Annotated in this window: 22 protein-coding genes; 8 read left to right on the plus strand and 14 right to left on the minus strand. The window is 37.1% G+C overall.

Translation table 11 applies throughout. The features are described from left to right. Positions 1 to 286 precede the first annotated feature (286 nt). Entirely contained in the window at positions 287 to 814 is a 528-nt protein-coding gene (locus QA612_RS17975; RefSeq protein ID WP_278285210.1) for a methyltransferase family protein, read from the minus strand. Between the two features lie 172 nt (positions 815 to 986). On the opposite strand from QA612_RS17975, the gene QA612_RS17980 reads away from it, so the two are divergent. The 4 genes from QA612_RS17980 (at position 987) to QA612_RS17995 (ending at position 5,106) form a co-directional block, all read left to right on the plus strand. Next, positions 987 to 3,071: a sensor domain-containing protein gene (locus tag QA612_RS17980; RefSeq protein WP_278285211.1), complete on the plus strand. Its 2,085-nt coding sequence runs from the start codon at positions 987 to 989 to the stop codon at positions 3,069 to 3,071. 213 nt (positions 3,072 to 3,284) lie between these two features. After that, the gene (locus QA612_RS17985) at positions 3,285 to 3,593 is read left to right on the plus strand and encodes a hypothetical protein (protein ID WP_278285212.1); all 309 of its coding nucleotides are present in this window, start codon (positions 3,285 to 3,287) and stop codon (positions 3,591 to 3,593) included. Between the two features lie 417 nt (positions 3,594 to 4,010). Next, the gene (locus tag QA612_RS17990) at positions 4,011 to 4,292 is read left to right on the plus strand and encodes a helix-turn-helix domain-containing protein (protein ID WP_278285213.1); all 282 of its coding nucleotides are present in this window, start codon (positions 4,011 to 4,013) and stop codon (positions 4,290 to 4,292) included. 613 nt (positions 4,293 to 4,905) lie between these two features. Next, on the plus strand, positions 4,906 to 5,106 hold the full coding sequence (locus QA612_RS17995; RefSeq protein ID WP_278285214.1) for a hypothetical protein: 201 nt from the start codon (positions 4,906 to 4,908) through the stop codon (positions 5,104 to 5,106). 163 nt (positions 5,107 to 5,269) lie between these two features. Here QA612_RS17995 and QA612_RS18000 read toward each other — a convergent pair whose 3' ends face one another. The 12 genes from QA612_RS18000 to QA612_RS18055 all read right to left on the minus strand — a co-directional run bounded on the left by QA612_RS18000 (position 5,270) and on the right by QA612_RS18055 (position 17,366). Next, the gene (locus QA612_RS18000) at positions 5,270 to 5,686 is read right to left on the minus strand and encodes a DUF3887 domain-containing protein (protein ID WP_278285215.1); all 417 of its coding nucleotides are present in this window, start codon (positions 5,684 to 5,686) and stop codon (positions 5,270 to 5,272) included. 230 nt (positions 5,687 to 5,916) lie between these two features. Next, the gene (locus QA612_RS18005; RefSeq protein WP_278285216.1) at positions 5,917 to 7,269 is read right to left on the minus strand and encodes an alpha/beta hydrolase; all 1,353 of its coding nucleotides are present in this window, start codon (positions 7,267 to 7,269) and stop codon (positions 5,917 to 5,919) included. A gap of 62 nt (positions 7,270 to 7,331) precedes the next feature. Then, the gene (locus QA612_RS18010; protein ID WP_278285217.1) at positions 7,332 to 7,658 is read right to left on the minus strand and encodes a hypothetical protein; all 327 of its coding nucleotides are present in this window, start codon (positions 7,656 to 7,658) and stop codon (positions 7,332 to 7,334) included. 671 nt (positions 7,659 to 8,329) lie between these two features. Then, positions 8,330 to 9,085: a zinc ribbon domain-containing protein gene (locus QA612_RS18015; RefSeq protein WP_278285218.1), complete on the minus strand. Its 756-nt coding sequence runs from the start codon at positions 9,083 to 9,085 to the stop codon at positions 8,330 to 8,332. 203 nt (positions 9,086 to 9,288) lie between these two features. Continuing rightward, entirely contained in the window at positions 9,289 to 11,106 is a 1,818-nt protein-coding gene (locus QA612_RS18020; RefSeq protein ID WP_278285219.1) for a hypothetical protein, read from the minus strand. Next, the gene (locus QA612_RS18025; RefSeq protein WP_278285220.1) at positions 11,099 to 11,761 is read right to left on the minus strand and encodes an LPXTG cell wall anchor domain-containing protein; all 663 of its coding nucleotides are present in this window, start codon (positions 11,759 to 11,761) and stop codon (positions 11,099 to 11,101) included. Before QA612_RS18025 ends, QA612_RS18020 begins: the two co-directional genes overlap by 8 nt. Positions 11,762 to 12,247: 486 nt before the next feature. Beyond that, positions 12,248 to 12,388 carry a hypothetical protein gene (locus tag QA612_RS18030; RefSeq protein WP_278285221.1) on the minus strand — a complete coding sequence of 47 codons (141 nt, stop codon included), beginning with the start codon at positions 12,386 to 12,388 and terminating at the stop codon, positions 12,248 to 12,250. Next, complete coding sequence (locus tag QA612_RS18035; protein WP_278285222.1) at positions 12,370 to 12,678, minus strand: hypothetical protein; 309 nt, start codon at positions 12,676 to 12,678, stop codon at positions 12,370 to 12,372. The genes QA612_RS18030 and QA612_RS18035 overlap by 19 nt, the downstream gene beginning before the upstream one ends. 37 nt (positions 12,679 to 12,715) lie before the next feature. Next, on the minus strand, positions 12,716 to 13,726 hold the full coding sequence (locus tag QA612_RS18040; protein WP_278285223.1) for a DUF3231 family protein: 1,011 nt from the start codon (positions 13,724 to 13,726) through the stop codon (positions 12,716 to 12,718). A 484-nt stretch (positions 13,727 to 14,210) separates the two neighbouring features. After that, complete coding sequence (locus tag QA612_RS18045) at positions 14,211 to 15,236, minus strand: DUF3231 family protein (protein ID WP_278285224.1); 1,026 nt, start codon at positions 15,234 to 15,236, stop codon at positions 14,211 to 14,213. A gap of 563 nt (positions 15,237 to 15,799) precedes the next feature. After that, a complete protein-coding gene (locus QA612_RS18050) occupies positions 15,800 to 16,285 on the minus strand; it encodes a VanZ family protein (RefSeq protein ID WP_278285225.1) in 486 nt (161 codons plus the stop codon). Between the two features lie 409 nt (positions 16,286 to 16,694). Beyond that, positions 16,695 to 17,366 carry a 2OG-Fe(II) oxygenase gene (locus QA612_RS18055; RefSeq protein ID WP_278285251.1) on the minus strand — a complete coding sequence of 224 codons (672 nt, stop codon included), beginning with the start codon at positions 17,364 to 17,366 and terminating at the stop codon, positions 16,695 to 16,697. Positions 17,367 to 17,980: 614 nt separating this feature from the next. Here QA612_RS18055 and QA612_RS18060 point away from each other — a divergent pair. The 4 genes from QA612_RS18060 (at position 17,981) to QA612_RS18075 (ending at position 20,294) form a co-directional block, all read left to right on the plus strand. Then, positions 17,981 to 18,310, plus strand: coding sequence for a four-helix bundle copper-binding protein (locus tag QA612_RS18060; RefSeq protein WP_278285226.1), 330 nt, complete (start codon positions 17,981 to 17,983; stop codon positions 18,308 to 18,310). 434 nt (positions 18,311 to 18,744) lie between these two features. After that, entirely contained in the window at positions 18,745 to 18,948 is a 204-nt protein-coding gene (locus QA612_RS18065; protein ID WP_278285227.1) for a hypothetical protein, read from the plus strand. Continuing rightward, positions 18,945 to 19,085, plus strand: coding sequence for a hypothetical protein (locus QA612_RS18070; RefSeq protein WP_278285228.1), 141 nt, complete (start codon positions 18,945 to 18,947; stop codon positions 19,083 to 19,085). Before QA612_RS18065 ends, QA612_RS18070 begins: the two co-directional genes overlap by 4 nt. 366 nt (positions 19,086 to 19,451) lie before the next feature. Further along, positions 19,452 to 20,294 carry a hypothetical protein gene (locus QA612_RS18075; protein ID WP_278285229.1) on the plus strand — a complete coding sequence of 281 codons (843 nt, stop codon included), beginning with the start codon at positions 19,452 to 19,454 and terminating at the stop codon, positions 20,292 to 20,294. Between the two features lie 97 nt (positions 20,295 to 20,391). On the opposite strand, the gene QA612_RS18080 is transcribed toward QA612_RS18075, so the two are convergent. After that, the gene (locus tag QA612_RS18080; protein WP_278285252.1) at positions 20,392 to 21,831 is read right to left on the minus strand and encodes a sensor domain-containing diguanylate cyclase; all 1,440 of its coding nucleotides are present in this window, start codon (positions 21,829 to 21,831) and stop codon (positions 20,392 to 20,394) included. Positions 21,832 to 21,895 lie beyond the last annotated feature (64 nt).

Raw genomic sequence — 21,895 nt, forward strand, 5'->3', positions numbered from 1 at the left:
AAATATAGCGCTGATTTAAGCAAGGGCGCATCATGGGGACGGTTCTCACGATGCGCCACTGCCAATCAGAAAGCAAAAAATTTCTTCATCCAAAATTGGCATAAAGCCAGTTTTGATGTAAGACTCCGTTAGCATTCCTCCAACAAGGCTCGTTTTAAAATGCTATTATTTTATTCACATTATTATCCTAATCCTAATATCTCACTTAATAAACGACTCACAAGAACCGTCCCCACGACCCACCCACGACCCACGCACAAACCAGTCACGTCACACACAACCTCAATCATTCCCAAGGTTTCCGTCTTGGCAATAGCCTCGGTACATTTTTCTTATACTCCAAGTATTCTTCGCCGAACTTTTTAGTAAGAAGAGGTTCTTCCCCAAAGATGAAGTAAGTATAGTTGACCACTGTAAAAAAGATAAACCATAAAAGTACTGACATGGAACATAATAGAAGAGATTCTCCTAATAAAACAAAGGCTACTCCGCTAATCATAGGATTTCGAGTATATCGGTACGGTCCACTAACAACCAACTTTTTAGGTGGATCCCATGGAGCCAACGTACCCTTCCCATTTTTGGCAAACTGAGAAACGGTCACGATTACTAAGAGAAAACCAGTTAATGCAATGGCTAATCCTACAATAAAGATAAGTGCACTAATCGGTCCTTCTAGTCCCCATAACAACCTGTTTGGCAGGAAGCTTTTCAATAATACCGGAATAATGATCGTCACATTGAACGGCAAAAGTAAAATTGAAATGATATGTGAAAAAAACGATGATTTCTTTTGATACATCTTTTGAGTCATTACTCTCCTCCTTCAAAACAGCCAGTCACTCTACGCGTAACTTCTCAAGTGTATTTTCTCATGAGGAATGCATCGTGAGAACCGTCCCCACGACCCACGCACCGTTTTATAGTATAATAATCCTATGTAGGAATTTATTGTTAGTAAAAATCGCTTAAGTCAGGAGTGCCCTATGAGTAGTCTAAATAATCCAAATCCTTTGCACGACTTAGATAAAATAAAATATCCGTATAAAGAACTGCTGGAGAACTTTGCTGAGGCCATTTATGTTATTAATCTAGATGGGCGCTTTATTGATTATAACCATGGCTTTAGCTCATTGGTTGGACCTGGGGAGAAATATATAAATACAAGCTTCCTTGATCTTGTTCATCCTGAAGACATTGAACTAGCCAAAAATGGATTTTTTAAAACACTAGAAGGGCAAGTACTAAAAGAAGAAAAACTACGAATCTTTTCTATTGATGGAAAAACAAAGTCAATCGTTACTAGTAAAGTTCCCCTTTTTGATAAAGAAGAAAAGCTCATAGGAATATTAGGCATTGCAAAGGACATGACAAGGGAAATTGAATTACAAAATCAAATTAAACTGCAATATAATCAATACAGATCTTTATTGAAAAACTCAAATAGCGTCAATTGTATTCTTTCCGCAAAGGGTGAAGTAACATATAGAAGCCCTTCTATTGAAAAAGTTCTCGGCTATAAACCAGAGGAGTTAGATGGACCATTTTTCAGTCTTGTCCATCCAGATGATCAGGAAAACGTCATTTCCCGCTTTCAACACTTAGTCGATCAACCAGACGCTGTTCAAACAATTGATGTAAGACTTCAGCATAAAAACGGAGGCTGGAGAATGATTCACGCCATTGCCAATAACCTCATAAAAGACCCTCATGTCAATGGAATCATTGTCAATTATCATGATATAACAGAAATGAGGCAAGCAGAACAAAAGATTCACCATATTGCTTACCATGATTATTTAACTGGCCTACCGAATCGCCGTTTTTTTGAGGAGAAATTACAACAAGAATTAATAGCTGCTAAAAAAAATAATACTAAGCTAGCTGTACTCTTTATTGATATTGACCGCTTTAAATACATAAATGATACGTTAGGACATCCCCTTGGGGACGAAGTGTTGAAAAAAATTGCTCACATGCTACAAAGTCTCTCTTCTGAAAAGGAATTTGTTGCTCGTATGGCTGGAGACGAATTTATGCTTTTATCTTCTAATTTAATTACGGAAGACTATGCGAAAAACATTGCTACTACCATTTTAAAAAAACTTGAAGCCCCTATCGTAGTGGATCAATTTGAAATTTTTGTAACTGGAAGCATCGGAATTACCATCTATCCTGAATCAGGTAATGACCTAGCTATTTTAATGAAAAATGCCGATCTTGCAATGTATCAAGCGAAAGCAACGAAAGAAAATAGCTATAAGCTTTTCACATCAGAAATGGAAAAAGAATCATATAAGAAATTCTCTTTACAAAATGACCTTCGTCGCGCCATTGCGAACAAGGAATTTGAACTATATTATCAGCCAAAGGTTTGTGCAAAAACAGATAAAATCGTTGGTGCAGAAGCACTTATTCGTTGGAACCACCCGAAAAAGGGAGTAGTTTCACCTGGGGAATTTATTCCTCTAGCAGAAGAAACGGGCTTAATTGTTCCAATCGGAGAATGGGTTTTTCAAGCTGTCTGTGAACAAATAAAAGCTTGGCAAAATAAAGGGTTCGCCCCCTTTATCGTTTCCCTTAACTTCTCTTCTTCACAAATGCTCCAAAAAGGGTTGGTCCAAACAGTGGAAAATCTACTTAAAGAAAAGGAAGTAGAGGGAAAGTGGATCGAAATTGAGATAACTGAAAGCATCTTTTTAGAACACGATAACGATATAAAGAATAAATTAGACGGACTCAGAAAACTAGGAATCCAAATCGCCATCGACGACTTTGGGACAGGCTATTCCTCACTGAGCTATTTAAGAAAATACAAATTCAACACAATAAAACTAGACAGATCTTTTATAAACGACATACACACATCAGACGACAACGAAGCCATTATTAACTTTATCATTCAACTTTCCAATCAGTTAAAGATGAAAGTTGTCGCAGAAGGTGTTGAAACAAAAGAACAAAAAAGCCGCTTGCAACAATTAAACTGCGACGAACTGCAAGGCTATTATTTCAGCAAACCAAAACCAATACACCAATTCGAATCCGATGCGTGGGGACGGTTCTCGTGATGCACCCGGGGACACGGGGACAGGGACCTTGTCCCAACCTCTGGGTTCCAACCGCCCCAACGAATCATGCTTTTCGGTGTCCTTTGTCGTTGATTGACAGATAATTAGATGTAAGGAATTTATTTTCCATTTCTCATTTTAATATGAAGAGAGAATGGCTATAATTGAATTAATAACCTAACGATACTTACCGAGAGGAGGGGGGGAGTCGGAATGACTCTTCATGAGAAAAAGAAAACCAAGGCAGAACGGACAAAAGAACGTGAAATTATTGGACAATATCATCAAAAAGTCACGGAAGATGCCCTTGATCCACTTTATCAACGTTTTATCGAATGGAAAAATGGTGAACTACCATACTATGAATTAACAGAACACATCCATGAATTTCATAAGCTCAACCGAAAGATATGGACAAAATTTAATTATAATCCAGATGATAGTTTACTTGTTTTTGAAGAAAAAAAAGAGTTAAGATTACTAACAGAAGAGGAAAAAGAAGAATTCAAGTTTTTTCTGTAAAATCATAGGGACGGTTCTACTGATGCATTTGTCCAACAATAAAGCAACCAGATCTCTTTTTTTCCCCTAATAAATCCAGCCTGGATGAGGGGAACGACTCCGTCTGCAGTTGACATTCGCTAACCGCAGTTCGCAGTTCAACGCTACAATCTGGCGCTATTTGTTTTAACATTACTTCAAGTAAATTTAAATAATTATCTTCTGAAGTTGATTTCTCTCATATGAGGAAGAACAGGGCTCAAAAGAACCTTAATACAAGATAAATCAACACAAAATTTATTGAGCCCCAATGTTATGAAACGGCGTTAGTTAGTTAGCAGATTCATAACATTAGAGGCTAGTTTATACATTTATAGTGGTCGACTTGAATCACGAGAACCGTCCCTATGAATCTAATTGTTAAAAGGTGGGAGTACTTTGAATACATCGGATATTGATAAATTAGTGATGAAACTTCATGGTGAGAAAGTTCGAGCATTACGGAAAGAAAAGGGACTGAGTTTAGAAGAATTAGCTCATCGCGCTTCCATTTCTACTTCTTTTCTAGATGAAGTAGAACGTGGAAAGAAAGATCTAACAATCATAAGCCTGTTATTAATAGCATTTGGACTTGATCTCGATGACCCCTCTATAATCTACTCAGAATCTAAAAAAGTAATATCAGAATACCTAAGTGAAAGTAAAGAAGAAGCAAAGTAAAATCACAGGGACGGTTCTTGCGATGCATCCACACCAATAATTAATGCAACAAACCTTTGCAAATTTGAAGTAAAGCCAGCCTCGATGTAGGACTACGTTAGCATTTCAGTCATACAATCAGGCTGGCTATTTATATGAACATTACTATTTCAAAATTTCAGTCGTTATCCTAAACTTGTTGGTCCTTATATGAATAAATGACTCACTCGAACCGTCCCAATTTTTCCCCAAACATAGGCAAACAGTATAAACAGGGATCCGTCCCCCTTTTCCGTTTGCTTTCGAACCCTGTGTGACATTATAAATATCAGGGTTTATAATATTTGTAAGAACCTTCAGCTATGAAAGACTACATTTGTGACTAAGATATAAATAAAGCGCGGTTTTTCAAATGGCTGAATGGAAAGAAGTTCGTAGGAGACAACGGTTTGCAAATTTCGAGAAGTCCATTTACTGTAAAAAAGATATTAAGCCCAAGAAATAACGAAGAATTGAAGAGAGCTGGAGTTATTTAATTTTTATAAATAACATTTGAACTTGCCTGGAAGGACCTGAAGGATAATAGTGGACAAACCTTCAAAATCTAAACGAAAGAGAGAGAGGAGTTTATTCGATGCAAAAAGACGAATTAGCAGAGAAAAGGTGGTTGGCGTTTCCAAATGAAATAAGAAAGAAATTAGAAGAGAATGTTTTTTGTTCCCGTTGTGGTGTTACGACAATTATTGATTATACTGTCTATTCTTCGGATTTTAACATTCTTCTAAAAGGGCGCTGCAAAGAATGCAACGGAGAAGTTGCTAGACTAATTGACTAATGATCCTTGCTTTTGAGAAAAACTTGAGGTACTACTGAATAATGAGAATCATTGAATTTGGATTTTCCTAAATACGTAATAGCCTCCATTTTAAGTAGTAGCTTAGCAATGGAGGCTATTTTATTCATTAATGGATTCAGAAGAACCGTCCCCACGAGTCCACCTACATCCTCGGGTTTATATGAAAGCCTACTATTTCTTCCCCTTCGTTAAAGGCTACGGTAAAGGTTACTTCATCCGCTTCAAAGAGACCGTCAACAAGTACAACTTCGTATTCGTCCTCTGTTGCTTCTATTCGACTATATTCATACTCAAGCAACTGCCCTAGCTGGTCAACAACCGAAACCCAGATTTCTTCCAACCCTTCTGACGAAAGCTCCATTGTCATCCGTTCATCAAATTTATCCACAGCATCCTCATAATTCCCATCCACTAAATCACCAACAAACTCCTCTGCAATCAATCCGATAGCTGGGACGTCTCCCCCGTTTGCATCACTTCCTTCACTTCCATCATCACCACAAGCTCCCAAAAACAACAGCGTCAACACCGAAACAAGCATTAAAGTTAATTTCCCCATATGATCTACTTCCCTTCTTTCCTTTTTTGAAAAAAGTACCACCAATTACTTAAACCTTTTTTCCCAGCAAAAAAATATAGACTCCATCATGCTACAACAACAAGCAGCAGCCTTTCGGAAAACGACTCGCGAGAACCGTCCCTCCGAACCTTATGGTGTTGCTCGACTCACGAGAACCGTCCCCACGCACCACGCACGAACCACCCAAACCACACATAGCCCACCGCAAATCACCTAATCCAACTTGCTATGTCGTTTATGACGTCCTCGTCCACCAATGCTGGATGTTCGTATTCCTTCAACGTCCCTTTGTCAGGTCCCTCATAGGAAATAAAAAAGTGGTTCAATCCCGGGTAACTTTTTAATGTGGCCTGATCATGATCCGCCAACAGCTCTTCCCACTTGGCAAAATCCGGGTCCGTGTACACTTGAAAATCATCCTCCCCATGTAAAACGAAAATCGGGCGACTATATTCAGTCAAATACTCCTCCATATCAAAACCATCCATGTCCAAAAAATAATATACTGACTGACCAAAAATAGTCTCTTGCAACGCCTCATCCTCGGTCATTTCCGTCAACCGTTGTGCCTTATTCATCTCCTCCTCAACCTGTCTTTCATACTCCGCCTTCGCTACCTCATCAAAATCTTCCATTTCAATAAACGCTATATTCTGATCATAAATAATTTCCCATAACGGACGAGGTGACCCACCAAGAATGATAAGACCTGCGAAATCGCCCCCTGCTGCATCAATCCTTGGAGCAAGCATGCCACCTAAGCTATGACCGGCAACATATATTTTTTCCGAATCAATCCGATCGTCCCCTCTCAACAACTCCGCAGCCAAAACAGCGTCCTCCACCGTCTCCTCCATAACCGTCAGACCCTCCATTAACGCCATCTCACTCCTATACGTGTAGGTCCGTTTATCATAACGAAGAACAGCAATCCCCTGCTCAGCCAGTCCCCACGCAATATCACGAAACGGCCGATAAGCGTACAGCGCCTCATCCCGATCACTCGGACCCGACCCATGCACAAGAACAACGGCCGGAACCTCACCAGTTGCACCCTCAGGCAACGTCAACGTACCACCTAGTTCAAACTCCGACCCTTCACCAATGATCACATCCTCCTCCGAAACATTCGAAGGAAACGACCGATTAGCATAGCCCATCCCCAAATGAAAACCAGCCAATCTATCTCCATCATTGAATGTGAACCTCATCGGAAAAACAACACGATCGTACTCCAAAGTCGCTTCAGCAACATGATAGGAACTACCTTGTTGGAAAAAATCGATGGAACGTACTTTTACAAAGTCCCCTATTCCCCTTGTTTTCTGCTCCCACACAACTTGTATTTCCTCTATAGATAGGCTGTCCTCTAACTCCTCACTAAAATAAGACTCCCGTACCTCTCCATAGTCCCCCTCCACTAATAGGCCGATAATACTCTCCGTAACCACTTCCACACCATCTTCATTCTCATTACTCTCATTAGAACCAGCACAAGCACCCAATACCAAAAATGAGAAAATCAACACAACCAAACTTATACAACGATTACCATAACTCAACATCATGACTCCCTTCTCAGGTGGGACATGGGGGACAGGGACCTTGTCCCACCCGTTCACTCTCACCCAAGGAATATTTCAATAAACACAACTTCATCTTCCGTTAACCGATATTGCTCCATTACTTTCCTTATTTTTTCAGTTGGAGATACGGACTCATCTTCTAATAGAATACACACATAATTTCCGTTAATGACATAATGAGTTTCCGTATTAGGATCATTAAATTCGACACCATCTGCATCACTGTCAAAACAGTAATGATCAGCTATGTAAAAATAGGTTTTTTGCGGTGTAAAATGAATAAGCACATTTATTACTGTATCATCTCCATTTATCTCTAATCCACCACTAAATTCACTGAGCTTCTTAAATAATTTATTTACCATTGATATCCCTCCACCTATCTAAAAATAAATAATTAAAAGAATTTCACTAATACTACCCAAAAATATTTACGTATAACCATCCAAAAGGTTACAGTTCATAGGGAATTCGTGTGTAATTCGTGTGCAATTCGTGGGGACGGTTCTTCCGATGCATTTCACCGTCCAATAATAAAGCAACGAAACTTCATTTGAAATCGAAATAAAGCCAGCCTTAATGTAGGAAGGACTCCGTTAGCATACGCAGTTCAGTCCCTACACTTAGGCTGGCTATTTGTTTTAACATTACTTCTAATAAATGTGCGTAATTATCTTCAGAAGCTGATTTCCCTAATATGTGTAGCAGGACTCAAACGAATCTCAATCTAGGGCACTAAAAAAGTAGCTATTTTGAAAAATGATGTTTTTTAGGAGGTCAAAAATATATCCCTACCATCAAAACGTCGCTTAGAATCGATTCTGGAACCCCGTTTATTAAAATTTTATTTTCCCTTTATAAAAGATAGGCTTTTTCAGTGACCTCACCTCAATCCGTAGGTAAGCCATCAATAATTTCCTAAGCCACCATTGTAATGAAGCTGCGTTAGCAGTTTCGTAACAATGGTGGCTATTTATAACAAATAAATATGTGAGACGACTCGTGAGAACCGTCCCCACGAGTCACCGTGAGGACTCTAAAATCTCCAAAGCATTTGATTCATTTGGTATAAGAAGCTTTCTCCAATAATCAAAAGAACAATAGCTAAAGCTAAGTAAACAATAAATGCTCCATAGATTGGATCGACTCGAGTTGCCTTTTCATCCTTTTTCAAAGAATAAAGGGTTAAAGCTATTGTTACAATAAATGATAATAGTCCAAATGATATGAAATACATACTAAAACTTACTGCCTTTATGATTGCAAAAACAAATGCTCCTAAAAAGAAACAAATCGATACAATATTGTAGGCTCCAAACTTAGCCACCACATCAAAAAATGTTAATGAAGATTGATTAAAGAATTTTGTAACCGCAAAGATAACGAAACTAGTAATAGTAATAAAAATGAGTATGTAAAAGAATGGGCTTACTACTGTATCAAAAAACGATACATTTACAAATTGACCAAATTGCACCTTAATATGAGTGAAAACAATGAGTGGTAAAAATATAGATAACAACACTAAAGTAATACTACCATTTAAAAAATCAGATTTAACAACAGAGTTAACTTTACTAGTAGGAGATTTCAACATCTCCACAAAAAATTTCCAGTAATTCATACTTCCCGTTTTTACCTTCTCAATATACGGGTTAGGTTCCCCACTTTTTTGTTCAGTTTCTTGTGCAGTTGCCGCAACCTCATCTGAACTTTCATTTAAACTACAACCACATTTCAAACAAAAATTTGCACCCTCTTCAACTAAATTTCCACACTTAGGACAATCCATCGTGCATCCTCTCCCTTTCTCTTATAAAATGAAATGTAACAAATCTCTTTTGCGGTGAGTTAGTTATTCTAGTAAAAAGATAGCCATACTCCATAATCAAAAAGTATATCAATAATTCGCCAGTTCAACCTCGTTTTTTCAAAAGTAGCTGGGACAAGAAGAACCCTTGTCCCACGTAAAACTAGAAATTGTACTCTTATCCTTTATTGGAATTCTGGTTTTTCAAAAATTATATTATGTCTTCCTTCTGATCCTCTTCGTTGATTAAATGTGATTGTTAGTTCACGGACACCAGACACATCTAACTCTAACGAATAGGCAGAATGGTCCTCTTCCACATCCAATGTATAAAGGATATCCCCTTCTTCGTTTTTGAACACTATCTCCGTTGACCCATTATCCACTCCATGTGTACCATGTTGAACATGAACGATTGTTTCAAAGGTTTCAAATCTATCCATTAAATCAAACTTATAATCATTGCCACTGTAAAATGCTCCTCTACGAAAAATAACAGATGCAGCATCTACAAGCTCCCCAGATTGATTAATAAGATCTTTTTCATTTCTTGAATCGTAATAAGCTTCATAATCAGAAGAAACATCTTTATTTATATCATTCAAATTTACTGGACCATCACCTGTGTATTTTTCACCAGTAATAAGATTGATCCATCCTAATTGTTCAAACATAGCAAGCCCTATATATGTATGAAACTCTGTCACAGGACTATTTAAATTGTGCACTAACTCAAAGGATCTTGTTGTACCTTCAAACAACTCAATTTCATTTGGACCCCAAAAACCATGACTATTGATACGACTCACCTCACCAGATTTCGGTAAATGAATATAAGAATATTGATTCACAGTCACATCATTGTGAGGTATTATTTCACCAGTGATTTCAATCTTATAATCCTCTACAAAAAAACGATCAATATGAACGTCATAATCATCTGTTTCATATACCCATTCCGGACGGTGAAGAGCTTTAATTGACCTGACTCCAGGTATTGTAACAAGATTTGTTTCATCTATACCATCAAATGATAGATTAAATGGATCCTCTTGTACGGAAGGAATCTCTACATTAATTCTCGAAATATCCTCATAAGTACGATCATTTACTCGAAAACTTATTTTTTGTAATGTTTTGTTATCATATTTCCTAACAGATGAACTTGAAGCACTTGCAGTTTGACCATCGGAAAAAATTAAGTAAGGATTTACATTCATAAGTCCAGCTTGCAGTGCGTAATCATCATTATAAAAAATATACAGATCAAAACCAGAGTCTGTCTTCATAATCCCTTCCGTCTCAATTGTCCCACGTTCACTTTCCAATATAACTTTATTCCAGTTCACAGCTACTTCAGGAAAAAATACATACCTGCTTTTAAGTTCCTCAACTTGGTCCACAAGAGAAACTACCGTATGCTCTGAAACATAGTCAGGCAAAACATTATGGAAGCCATTCAATTGGTCTAAATATTGATCTGCCATAGCAAGATTTTCCTCAGCAATAGCCGTATTGATTTGTTCCGAATAAAAAGTAATGACATTATTATTAATCATATCTTCTACAGATGATTTCATATCAGCTAATTCTTTGTACATGTCCAAATGAGTTAACTCACCAAATTGCGCCATTGTTCCATCTAATTGCTGTAGTAATTGTCGATAAACTTGTGCTTCCACATTTCCATCCATTGTACTGTACAAATGAAGGGATTCATTATACCCTTCCTCTAACACCGAAATTCTCTGTAGCATATTTACAGCTTCCGCACGAAGGCTGTTGGTAATCGCTATTCTACCTGTCTCATAATCATCTCCAGGCAATATTTCATCTATTATTTGATCATAAATCTCTATTGCTTCAGAAAAATTCATGTTATTCATTAACTCGTTACCTTCTGCTAGCTTCTCGTGATATGTAGCTGTTGCACTTGCAGAGCAACCTGCAGCAATTGCTATTATAATGAAGGAATAAAATATAATACTTATTTTTTTACGCACTAATTTCACCCTCTTCCTCTTTTGTCTCTGTGGATGTCTGCTTTTTCTTCATGTAAAAATATCCGCCAGCTCCACCTGCAATTAATATCAATAATCCAATCCATACTATAGCCATAGAAGAATTAGTCTCGTAAACAATAATAATTTCACCTGAATAAGATACTTCTACAACATCTGAATCTGTTAAAACCACATTCGAAGAGTGAGCAATAACATTACCTGGCAAATGAATAATTGTTTCATCAGACTCTAGTAAACCACTAGGTGCTCTTAATGCTAATCCTTCCATTGTTTCAGACCACTCTAGATCTTCATCAACCTGAATCAAGCCATCTAAATTTTGACCAGCTACAACATAGTCTGCCACAGGGACAATATAAGCTCGATCATCCAAGTCACTTATATTAGAAAAAGAAAAGGTTACTTCAATTTCCTCATTATTGGATCTAACCCTTAGTCCATTAACTTCGTCCCCCAGCTCTCTTTCAATCTCTCGTTCAATATCTTCTGCGCTAAAAAAACCTGTTTGTGGTATAACTTGTTTAACCTCTCCAGAACCATCCTTGTTAATATCAATGATCGCCTGACCACAGCCCGATATAACTAACATGGCCACAACCATTACACCAATAAAAATAACCTTTTTAAAATTCAATCTTTCCCACTCCTCCTCAATAAATTTAGTTAGTCCATTTCAAACCATATGTACGTAACTTGCATATTCCTTTATTGCATGTATCTTGGCTAAAAATAAGATGAAAAGGAACTTGGTTCAAATGACCTGATCCAAAGGTTCCTTATTCGACCTTTTTCCGCAACATGTACCATTATAGCATCGGATATTTATATCGAACACGCATTTTTTGTCGAAATCATAGGACTTATGTACTTTCCCACAACACACAGGGAATTCATGGGGACGGTTCTACTGATGCGAATATGAACATACACATCGACACTAAAACAGCAATATGTCGATACTGCAATTCTGTTCCGTCAGGTATACATTTTCTGAATAGTAAAGCCAGCGTTGTTGTGAAGGTGGCGTCAGCAACTTCACAATAACACTGGCTTTTTTTTCACGCTTCATAGATTTATAGAAGCGATCGATAATGAGACTCAAGCGAACCGTCCCTACGAGTCAACAAGAGTCAATGGTCAAGTTGGCAATATCATTCTTTTCAAACTCCTTTTCATACTTCTTCATTGCTTCCATCACTAAATCAACGTATTCCCCATAAGGTAAGTCTGACTCTAATTTATTCACATCCCTTGTTGCCAAACGGGTTCTAAGCGTCTCCCCAAAAACCGCTTATCATTTTCATCAATAATCGGTTGCACAAATTCATCAAATTTAAGTGTTGGCAAATATCTATTTAATGACTTATCGTACTCTATCAAATCATCATATCCAAAATCCTTTGCAAATGAATAAATATAATCACAGAGTTCATCGTACTTCTTATGCCTTTCCTCTATTATTCCAAAAAGAAGCGGCAAAAAAAAGATGGGACAAGATCCATTGTCCCACACTTCCGACTCACGAGAACCGTCCCCACGACACACAGCCACACACACCCGCACGAACCACACATGAACCACACACGGGTCACTGGCCCTTGGTAATAAATTCTCTATCGATGGTTTGGGGTGGGCGTTCGAACCAGCCGTGGTTGATCATGATAGAAGCACCATCCTCTGCAAATAACCCAGCTTCCGATAGCATTTTTAAATAATGAACAGCTATATCGTGTCGGAATGTTTGTGACATGGACCCACCATAATTGGCAATGCCCATAGCAGAGATTCCTCCAGTTATAAACATCATTAATTTTTCCGAAAATGGGGGAATTGTGCTCTCCATTACATCTGTATCCCACATCATCGGTGCAGGTTCACTACTCTCATGTAATATAGAACTCAAAATATCAACGTGCTTTCGAGCAATATCGTGTCCCCTGATAAAATAATCCCGCACCTCTGGAGTTTGTGCTACTTGGCTAAACCCCATTAATAGAGCTTTTCCCAAAGCATTATTGTAGTGGTTAAGATACAAATGGGTAACTTCAGTAGCAGAAAGGGTTCTCCTCTGTCCAAACCATCCTCTTAAATAGCTCTCTTTTGCTACATAATTAGCTCGATGTTTTAAATCCATTGAAGGAGGCTTAATATAAATTCCCTTTTGTAGCATAACATTGGTTACTCTATTATTAATTTCTTGGCACTGATCGATAGCCATATTAAATAAATTTAACATATCCTTCCGTGTTGCTACACCAGCAGCCATCCCATAGGTAGCAAAACCATTTTTCGCTGTATTAAGCAAAAAATACATATAAAATGTATCTGAATATAACCGTGGTGCCTTTATATTCAAATCTGTTTCTTCATTAAAACCAATTGGACTTGGAATTCCTTCTATTTCAAATATCCTTTTTAATTCAACTATGTGCTTTTCTGCAATGTCTAAAGCAAATTCCATTTCGGGCTTAACATCCTGATCGTCTACATTCTGTAAAAAGTGCTTAAATAAACAGATCGACCCTGAATCTGCCATATACATGGACCATAATGCTGCAATTTCCGCTGAAGTGAGTTTAATAATTCTTCCATTATCCACCTAAAAAAACCTCCGAATTCCAATTTCTTGCTTATATGTTTCCCCTTAAAATACTGTAATATCAAAGAAAACCACTTCAAATAACTGGTAATTGTTTTTATAAAATAGAATAATGAATGGTTTTCAAAAACCACGGTGCTGCTATAAATAAAAATTGATTTTTTTCGTAAAATGGTGCGAGACTCCCTAGTCCAAACAAGCAGGGAAAAAGCAGCAGCATAATTTCCACATAACACAGGCTTATTTTTTCACAAAAAATACTGGCCCTAAAAAAGAGCCAGCATACAGGCTTAATCATATAATTACATGTTAGATGTACGCATTCCTAAGCCTGAGGAGGTATAAAAAGCTATTTAAATTGATCCTCATCCTGTTAATCTTTTCCACCAAATTTGGTAAAACTGACTTCAAAATAAGATTTAATAATTGAAGCATTTTATCGCCCCCTTACCATCAGTTTGCACATCCACCTCAAATTTATCAGTCATTTGACTCTTTTTTTTGTTGCCAATTTTTCTTTATCTACTGTTCCCGGCGGTTGCTCTAACCACTGATTTTTTATCATAATATCCGCACCTTCCTTTGCATATTGACCAATTTCTATGGAAAGACGTTCATAATCCACAACTAAATCAGTTCTTTGACTTGCGGCAGCTGCAGTCGCATAATTACCCGTACCAGCTGCACTAAGTAACCCCATATGAAACATCATAAGCTTATCCGAGAATGGAGGAACGATGGAATCCGTAACACATACATCGGAACTAATTGGAGATTGAATATTGTTGTCAAGTAAAGCGGAGGTAAAGACCTTCATATGTTTTTTGGATATCTCATTCCCTCTTAACATAAATTGTTGAACTTCTTTTGTTGGGGATGTTTGAGCAAAACTCAAGCACAGTTTTGTTCCAATTAGATTCGTTTGTGTATTCATATATAAATGAGAAATTTCTACTGCATTAACTGGCCGTTGTTTATTAAACAAATGAAACCCACTCAAATACCCTTTACTATCAATGTAGTCCGGTTCACTAGGAACAGAAATATAGGGAGCCCTCACAAAAACCCCTTTATTCAACGCAATATCAGTCGTTTCATTGTAAATTTTGGAAGTATCGTTTAAAGCTTTTGTAAAAAAACTTCTTATGTCCTTTCTAGCAGACATAGATATAAAGCCACTATTCGCAATCATACCTGCTCTCCCCATATGATTGATATACGTCAGACAGAAAGTATCTGTATAAAGACTAGGAGCATTTACATCCACATCATCATCACCAAACCCAATCGGTATTGCAAAGTTCTCTTCTTTAAAAATTTCAATCAACTGCTCCACCTGCGTCTTCGATACTTTCAATGTCTGTTCCACAGCAGGATAAATTTCTTCATCCACAATATGCTTTATCATAAAACTCAACATACACTTCGACATACAAGCATTCATATATGCAGTCCAAAGGGCAGCAATCTCAGCAGAAGTTAACCTAACATGATTTTCACTTTTATCCATTCTATATAACCCCCGAAAAACATCATAATCAAGTGTAGTCTTTGAGAATAACGAATAATTATTCACGAATCACGGGTGGCAGCGGATCAGCGGGACGGTTCTCCTGAGTCACCCTAGTGGACTTCATGGGCTTCATGGGCTTCATGGGGACGGTTCTAATGATGCAAATGTTTAATAAAACATGGAAATTCGCTGGGACGGTTCTTCCGATGTGAAAGCTAAAGCAAAAGCACCCACTCACCAATTTGGCGGTGCGGTGCGGTGCGGTGCGGTGCGGTGCGGTGCGGTGCGGTGCGGTGCGGTGCGGTGCGGGACGATATGTTTCTGAACGGAATAAATAAAAGGAGACAATTAATTGTCGGATTAGGAAAGCCAGCCTACGTGAGAAGCTACAACTTCTCACGTAGGCTGGCTATTTTTATACGCGATATATTCTCTTCATTAATTTATTGATATCTGCAATCGGACTCATACGAACCGACTTGATCCCCGCCCCCGAGACCAAAGAAATCCGACTCATACGAACCGTCCCTATGAGCCCCATGCAACACTATCCCACATGTTCAACTTACTTGCCTAATAACCTTCCTACCTTTTGAAAGGTTACGCTTCCTTGTTATAAGCTTCTCCAATATTAGAAAAATACCGATTCCGACACTGGATCCTAGACCATCAATGACCACATCCATTACTTCTCCACTTCTACCTGGTACGAATAGCTGGTGAACTTCATCCGATATTGCGTACAGGACACAAATGATTAGTGCGAGACCAACACTACGCTTACCTTTGATGCCACTACTCCGAATAGCGTTCAACACAAGTATACCTAATCCTAAGTAGATAAAAAAATGAGCATTCTTTCTTACGATACTATGAAAGTCTCTAATATTAAGTTCCACATTAGGCGCTACTGTTTCCACTGTTGTGATAATAACCTCTGCGACACCTGAACTGAGTTCACTTGACTCTTCCGCCGGTTGATGCGATAAATAGAAAATAAGTCCCATCCAAGCGAATACTGCTATCCATGATAGTAATTTATACATGATAAAAATCCCTTTTTTTGTTATTTCCTATTAGATTAACATAAACACACTGTGAATAGGTCAGCATAATTATCTTCCATGCGTTTTTTTGAAAAAGTTTATTTTATTGTCGACAGTGGCATCACAGTGGCATCACAGGGACGGTTCTGATGATGCGCCCCTTTGAATCAAAAAAACATCGAAACCTTTCTTTCTAAAATCATAATAAAGCCAGCCTTATTGTAGGTCTCCATTTGAACCTAAAACAAGGCTGGTTTTTTGTTTAAACATTACTTATACTCATGCACCTTAATATTAGCAATATCGGATAAACTATTTATTAATAAACGACTCAATAAGTCGAGTAGAAGGGAGCCTATGTGAATAATAGATTGTGCTACTCTCTCCTCCTAGAACCTTATGTGCGGTACTACCGCATATGTCTCCCCTGTCGTCTCATCCATTGGGTTGCTGCCCATTTTTCCCCAACGATAACAGGTGCTCCACTATGCAACGTTAATTCGTTTAACACTGTATCTTCATAGAAGTATTCAAAATACACGGCCATTCCCTTCTTCGGCGCTACAAAAAAATTCAGCTTTGGAAAATACGTTTCTCCACCACTCTCCACATCATTTAAGTACATGACTAGCGTACTAATTCTAGGATTACTCACCCGCTGATTCGCCTCCGATTGAAAAAAATCAAAGTGAGCCTTATACTCCTGACCAACCTCGTAATTAAGAATTTGAATACCTTCTCCATGATCAACAGATACATTCATAATCTGTGAAACTCTTTTTTCAACTCTAATCACAACATCATTTTCTCCTTCCTGGAAAAACATGCTGTTACTAGTTCGAAGATCATTTTCCGTTTTATTACTAATTTTCGACCGTTGCATTCTATCCTTTGACAAGCAAATTAATTGATCACACTCTTCTTCACTCAACACATTCCCTAATATAACAATGAGAGGCTCTCCCAATCTCGCAATAATGTCAATTTCCCGATCATCCGTTTTTATTTTATTTCCAATATGATTAAAAATAGTAGGTTCCTTCACGGCAAATTCATTCAATGGCAAACCCTTCGTATCCATTGTCAACTTTCATCAACCTCTCAATAATTTTAATTTTCCGAAAAAACAAAAGGCATCGTTCCTGAAAGCGTGTCATGTCATGTTATATCATGTCATTCCATACATCATTGCATCTCAGAATAAAGAAAAATTGATATATAATTTTGCCTGACCCTTCCTCCTCGTATTTTAAATGGATGATTCCTATAGTGATAAGCTCATATTACACCCAGCAACCATTAATATCTAGTTTTTTTAATAGAGTGAAGGCAGTTTTCATGGGGACGGTTCTCCCGATGCAAAAAGAACCTTCTCACAACAACCTTAAACAATATGATGATTCAGCAGATTTCTGAAATGGGTAAATACATGAAGGCTATCAATTTTCCGCTAAATAATTTCAGCCTTGTTGCTGAAGCAGCTTCAGCAACTTCGTAACAGTTGCTGGCTCTTTTTTTTGTAATTGAATGCATAATATGAGGTCACTTCCCCAATTAAACACCTATGTTATCACCAAAAATTCTAAAAACGACTCACACGAACCGTCCCCACGAACCATCCACGATTCCCTGTTTAAAAATGAAGTAGGACGGCTACAGAATATATGTACGTTATTATTAAAGGAGGCAATACTGATGCCACATCAGCAATATGCATCAATAGCTAATGTGTTACATGAATGTATGGAGGCTTGCAGTCACTGTTTTGATTCTTGTTTAGAGGAAAAGGATTTGAATGGGATGGCAGAATGTATTCGATTAGATCGAGAATGTGCCGATATTTGTGGATACTTAGAACAAGCTCTCTTAAGAGGTACACCGTTTGCATCACAACTAGCTAAGGTTTGTGCGGAAATTTGTGAGGCATGTGGAAACGAGTGTAAAAAACATTCTCACGATCACTGCCAAAAATGTGCAGAAGCTTGCTTCCGATGTGCAGAAGAATGTAGAAAGCTTGCAGGTTAAGGGCTCACTGGACTCACCGGGGACTGTTCTCCCGATGCAAAAAAGAACATAAAATTTTTAAAATTTTATATTAAAGCCAGCCTAGTTACGAAGTTGCGCCAGCAACTTCGTAACTAGGCTTCATTGTATCCATCTATCTTTCCGCATAATCCCTTTTTTATTGTTTCTGGAACTATTGGCAGCTTCTATCTGTAAAACCCCCTTAACAAAAGATCATCATCTCCTCCACTCCCCGCTTTCATAAACAATATCGTCCTCTATAGCAATATTACTCAAAGATAACCACCCCTACGAACCTTCGTACTGAAATCTATCAATAAAAAATTGAACATCATGAAGGCTCTTCTCCATTTACATACCTAAACAGAACAAAGTCCCCTTATCCCCATCAAAAACGACTCACACGAACCGTCCCCAAGAGTACGAAGGCAATTATGTCGTTTTTTAAATATATAAGGCAAGAAGGGGTTATCATTGATGATGGTGGAGCTTTGATTCGTCAAGATCAAGTAGAGGCGGGAGATTACTTAAATTATTCGAATTTGTATATCCGAACGGATCAACTTGACTTAGCAGAAATTTTAATAAAAAAAGCTAGACAATATGTAATAGGCTACCATAAAGGAAGTTATAAATGAGTCATGAAATTTATGAAAAAATAAAAGATTTTTTAAGTAAGGAAGGGTACCGTATTTGTGGTGATAGCTATGAAGAATATCTATATGTAATGGATGGGATGAGTTTAAAAATGGAGGATAATTATATTATAAAATAATGATACAAGTAGAAGTAAAGTAAATAAGCTATTATATTTCTTCTACCATTAACTTATACTTCTCATTTTTTACATGAGCCCCTTATTATTTTGTTTGGATTTCCACATTTTAATCGGATTTATGGATCTAAAATAACAACTTAGCTATTTAGGGTTTTAGAAGCTAATGCTCAAACATTGATATCCACTTGAGGAAGTTAAAGTAAAAAACCTCCTCAAACTTTGATTTGAAGAGATTATCCCAAAATCTATTACTGATTAAAATGTGGATGATATTTGACACTTACGCTAAAACTGAACACATATATTTCTTGAATTAAGCAAAACCTTGAAATATCACTTTACTTGCTCAAGGAGGTATTTTATTTGTTTAAAAAAATAATAAACAAAAACTCGCTACCTTTTTGTATATTAACACTCCTCCATCTCTATTTGATTATAAGATTACTTAAACAAAAAAAACATAAAAGTGTTTGGCTTTTATTGCTATCTAATATCGGATTTGCATACGTATTTGAGTACCCAGTCTTAAACTTATTTTATGCATACAGATACAGACCTTCCATATTTAAAAATCGTTATGTAGATGGAATTCTTGGAGCTATTCTGTCTCAAGCCATATATGTACCAATTTCAGCTACATTTCTTACATTAAACAATATGAAATGGAGGTGGAAATGTAGCTTTAGTTTAATCTATTTTCTCATAGAAAATTTATTTATACGCTTAAAAGTGTATAGGGTTTATTGGTGGAAGCCTATTTACACTTTAATTTTACTTAATCTCTATTTTTATATAAGTGATTTCTTTCATAAAGCACTTACAAATAAAAGGAAGTGGGCATTGTCAATCGCACATTACTTATCGATTAATGTGATAACCATTTCCTTAATGTATGTATCTGCTTTACTACGTCACTTTAGATTTGGTACAGGAATCCATCATACTTGGAAAGAACATTTTGTAATAGCACCTATTTACAGTTCCGTTTTCTCATACATTGCTATGAAAAATGCTTCAAAACCAGGAATATTTAATCGTTTTTCAATGTTGATTTATACTGTGGCTATGGAAATATCCTTAAATAGTCTAGGTATTTTAAAATTAAACTTCAAACGAATGTTGGAAACTACCCCCTTTTATATCTTCATGATATTTATTTCTCGTTACCTCTATTTGATCATTTATCAAAAACAACAAGCAACCTGATTGGTGGCTTGTTTATTACACATTACGGATTCTTTAAAATCTTACACCTTCAATTAAACTCGTGGGAAACGGGACGGTTCGTGTGAGTGAGTCCCCCCTACAATACTCCCTTCTTATCCACATACATCCGTTTATCCGCTACGCTATATAATTGGTCCATTGTCTGACCATCAGATGGATAGTGACTAACACCAATACTTGCAGAGAGACGTATTTCATGTTTAGTAGTAAGCTTCAAAGGCTTTGTAAGTTGCTGCTGAATAGTTTTAATAATCACTTCTGTTTCCTTAACCCCAAGCAACAAAACAAATTCATCCCCACCTAACCTAGCAGCATGATGTTTATCTGATATAACTCCTTGTAGTATAGTAGCGACATGCTGAATGGCATGATCCCCAGCTTGATGCCCAAAAGTATCATTTATACTCTTCAATTTATTTAAGTCTAGCAAAAGAAGATTAAACTCAATCTCGTTGTCTAAAAGATAATCTATCTGTTTCTCAAATGCAGCTCGGTTTGGCAAGCCAGTTAAGATATCATGGTAAGCCAAATACTGAACCCTCTCTTCTTTTGTTTTCGCATCTGTAATATCCTTTAACATGACAAACAAAAACCTTTTTCCTTCTACTAAAATAAAATCAGAATCTATTAATATTGTTTTCCTTTCTCCAATTTTATTAACGAATGAAAGCTCTAGATTTTCAACTTTTATTTGCTCTTCAAAAACCATATTGTACTTGTTGTAAAACTTTTCCTTATCTATACCATATAAAAATGATATTACCGGTGATTGAACAACCTTTTCCCTTTCCACACCTAAATATTTCGAGATTTGTGGACTTGCCTCAAGAACTACCCCTTGTTCATCCATAATAAGGATCCCAGAAGGAGATCGCTGAAACAAAATATTATACCGTTTCTCGTACGACGATAAATAATCGAATCGTGACATACTAAGAAAGATAGCAAAAGCCCAAAATAATGATCCATGTGGAATCAAATAGAAGAAGAAATTATAACTAGAACTTTCCAAAACTATGGACGCCATTAACATAAAGGTTGTCCAGATAAAATACAATAAAATCCCTTTAAGCCACAATTTAGCAGCACTATTTCCTTTTTTCATTTCAATAATCGTTAGAATGATGATAATTGCCAAATACGCAAAATCAATACCCCACAACAAATATAACCCTGGCCCAGGGATAAACATTGGATTTAAGGCATTTCCATCACCCCTTATCATCCACGAATCAATCGGAAACGTTAGTAACATCACAATACCTGGAACAAATATAAGCTTTAGGTATTTCCCGTTTTTCTTTTTATAAACATCTCCATTCATGAACCAAAGATGTAGAGATAATAAAGCCCCAATAGTTATGGTTCCATTCACCCAATATAGACTAATTTCATTAAAATATAGTGGATAATTTACAAGAGAAGCAAATACTCCCACAAACCACATAGCCGTACATACATACAACAAACTGCACGTAATATGCCTTGCACTTTGACGATTTCGACTATAAATCATACCTGCCAAATATATAAGTATCCCCGCTGGAATTAAGTACAACATGCAGTAAAATAAAAATATC

This window comes from Evansella sp. AB-P1, from assembly GCF_029688925.1.
In the GTDB taxonomy this organism is placed as follows: Bacteria; Bacillota; Bacilli; order Bacillales; family Salisediminibacteriaceae; genus Evansella.

What these genes read in the sequence shown, in the direction of transcription:
- QA612_RS17975 (WP_278285210.1), bottom strand. Translation starts at nt 814, where the DNA reads ATGACTCAAAAGATGTATCAAAAGAAATCATCGTTTTTTTCACATATC.
- QA612_RS18000 (WP_278285215.1), bottom strand. Translation starts at nt 5,686, where the DNA reads ATGGGGAAATTAACTTTAATGCTTGTTTCGGTGTTGACGCTGTTGTTT.
- QA612_RS17985 (WP_278285212.1), top strand. Translation starts at nt 3,285, where the DNA reads ATGACTCTTCATGAGAAAAAGAAAACCAAGGCAGAACGGACAAAAGAA.
- QA612_RS18080 (WP_278285252.1), bottom strand. Translation starts at nt 21,831, where the DNA reads ATGATTTATAGTCGAAATCGTCAAAGTGCAAGGCATATTACGTGCAGT.
- QA612_RS18065 (WP_278285227.1), top strand. Translation starts at nt 18,745, where the DNA reads ATGTCGTTTTTTAAATATATAAGGCAAGAAGGGGTTATCATTGATGAT.
- QA612_RS18070 (WP_278285228.1), top strand. Translation starts at nt 18,945, where the DNA reads ATGAGTCATGAAATTTATGAAAAAATAAAAGATTTTTTAAGTAAGGAA.
- QA612_RS18060 (WP_278285226.1), top strand. Translation starts at nt 17,981, where the DNA reads ATGCCACATCAGCAATATGCATCAATAGCTAATGTGTTACATGAATGT.
- QA612_RS18055 (WP_278285251.1), bottom strand. Translation starts at nt 17,366, where the DNA reads ATGGATACGAAGGGTTTGCCATTGAATGAATTTGCCGTGAAGGAACCT.
- QA612_RS17995 (WP_278285214.1), top strand. Translation starts at nt 4,906, where the DNA reads ATGCAAAAAGACGAATTAGCAGAGAAAAGGTGGTTGGCGTTTCCAAAT.
- QA612_RS17980 (WP_278285211.1), top strand. Translation starts at nt 987, where the DNA reads ATGAGTAGTCTAAATAATCCAAATCCTTTGCACGACTTAGATAAAATA.
- QA612_RS18050 (WP_278285225.1), bottom strand. Translation starts at nt 16,285, where the DNA reads ATGTATAAATTACTATCATGGATAGCAGTATTCGCTTGGATGGGACTT.
- QA612_RS18010 (WP_278285217.1), bottom strand. Translation starts at nt 7,658, where the DNA reads ATGGTAAATAAATTATTTAAGAAGCTCAGTGAATTTAGTGGTGGATTA.
- QA612_RS18045 (WP_278285224.1), bottom strand. Translation starts at nt 15,236, where the DNA reads ATGGATAAAAGTGAAAATCATGTTAGGTTAACTTCTGCTGAGATTGCT.
- QA612_RS18015 (WP_278285218.1), bottom strand. Translation starts at nt 9,085, where the DNA reads ATGGATTGTCCTAAGTGTGGAAATTTAGTTGAAGAGGGTGCAAATTTT.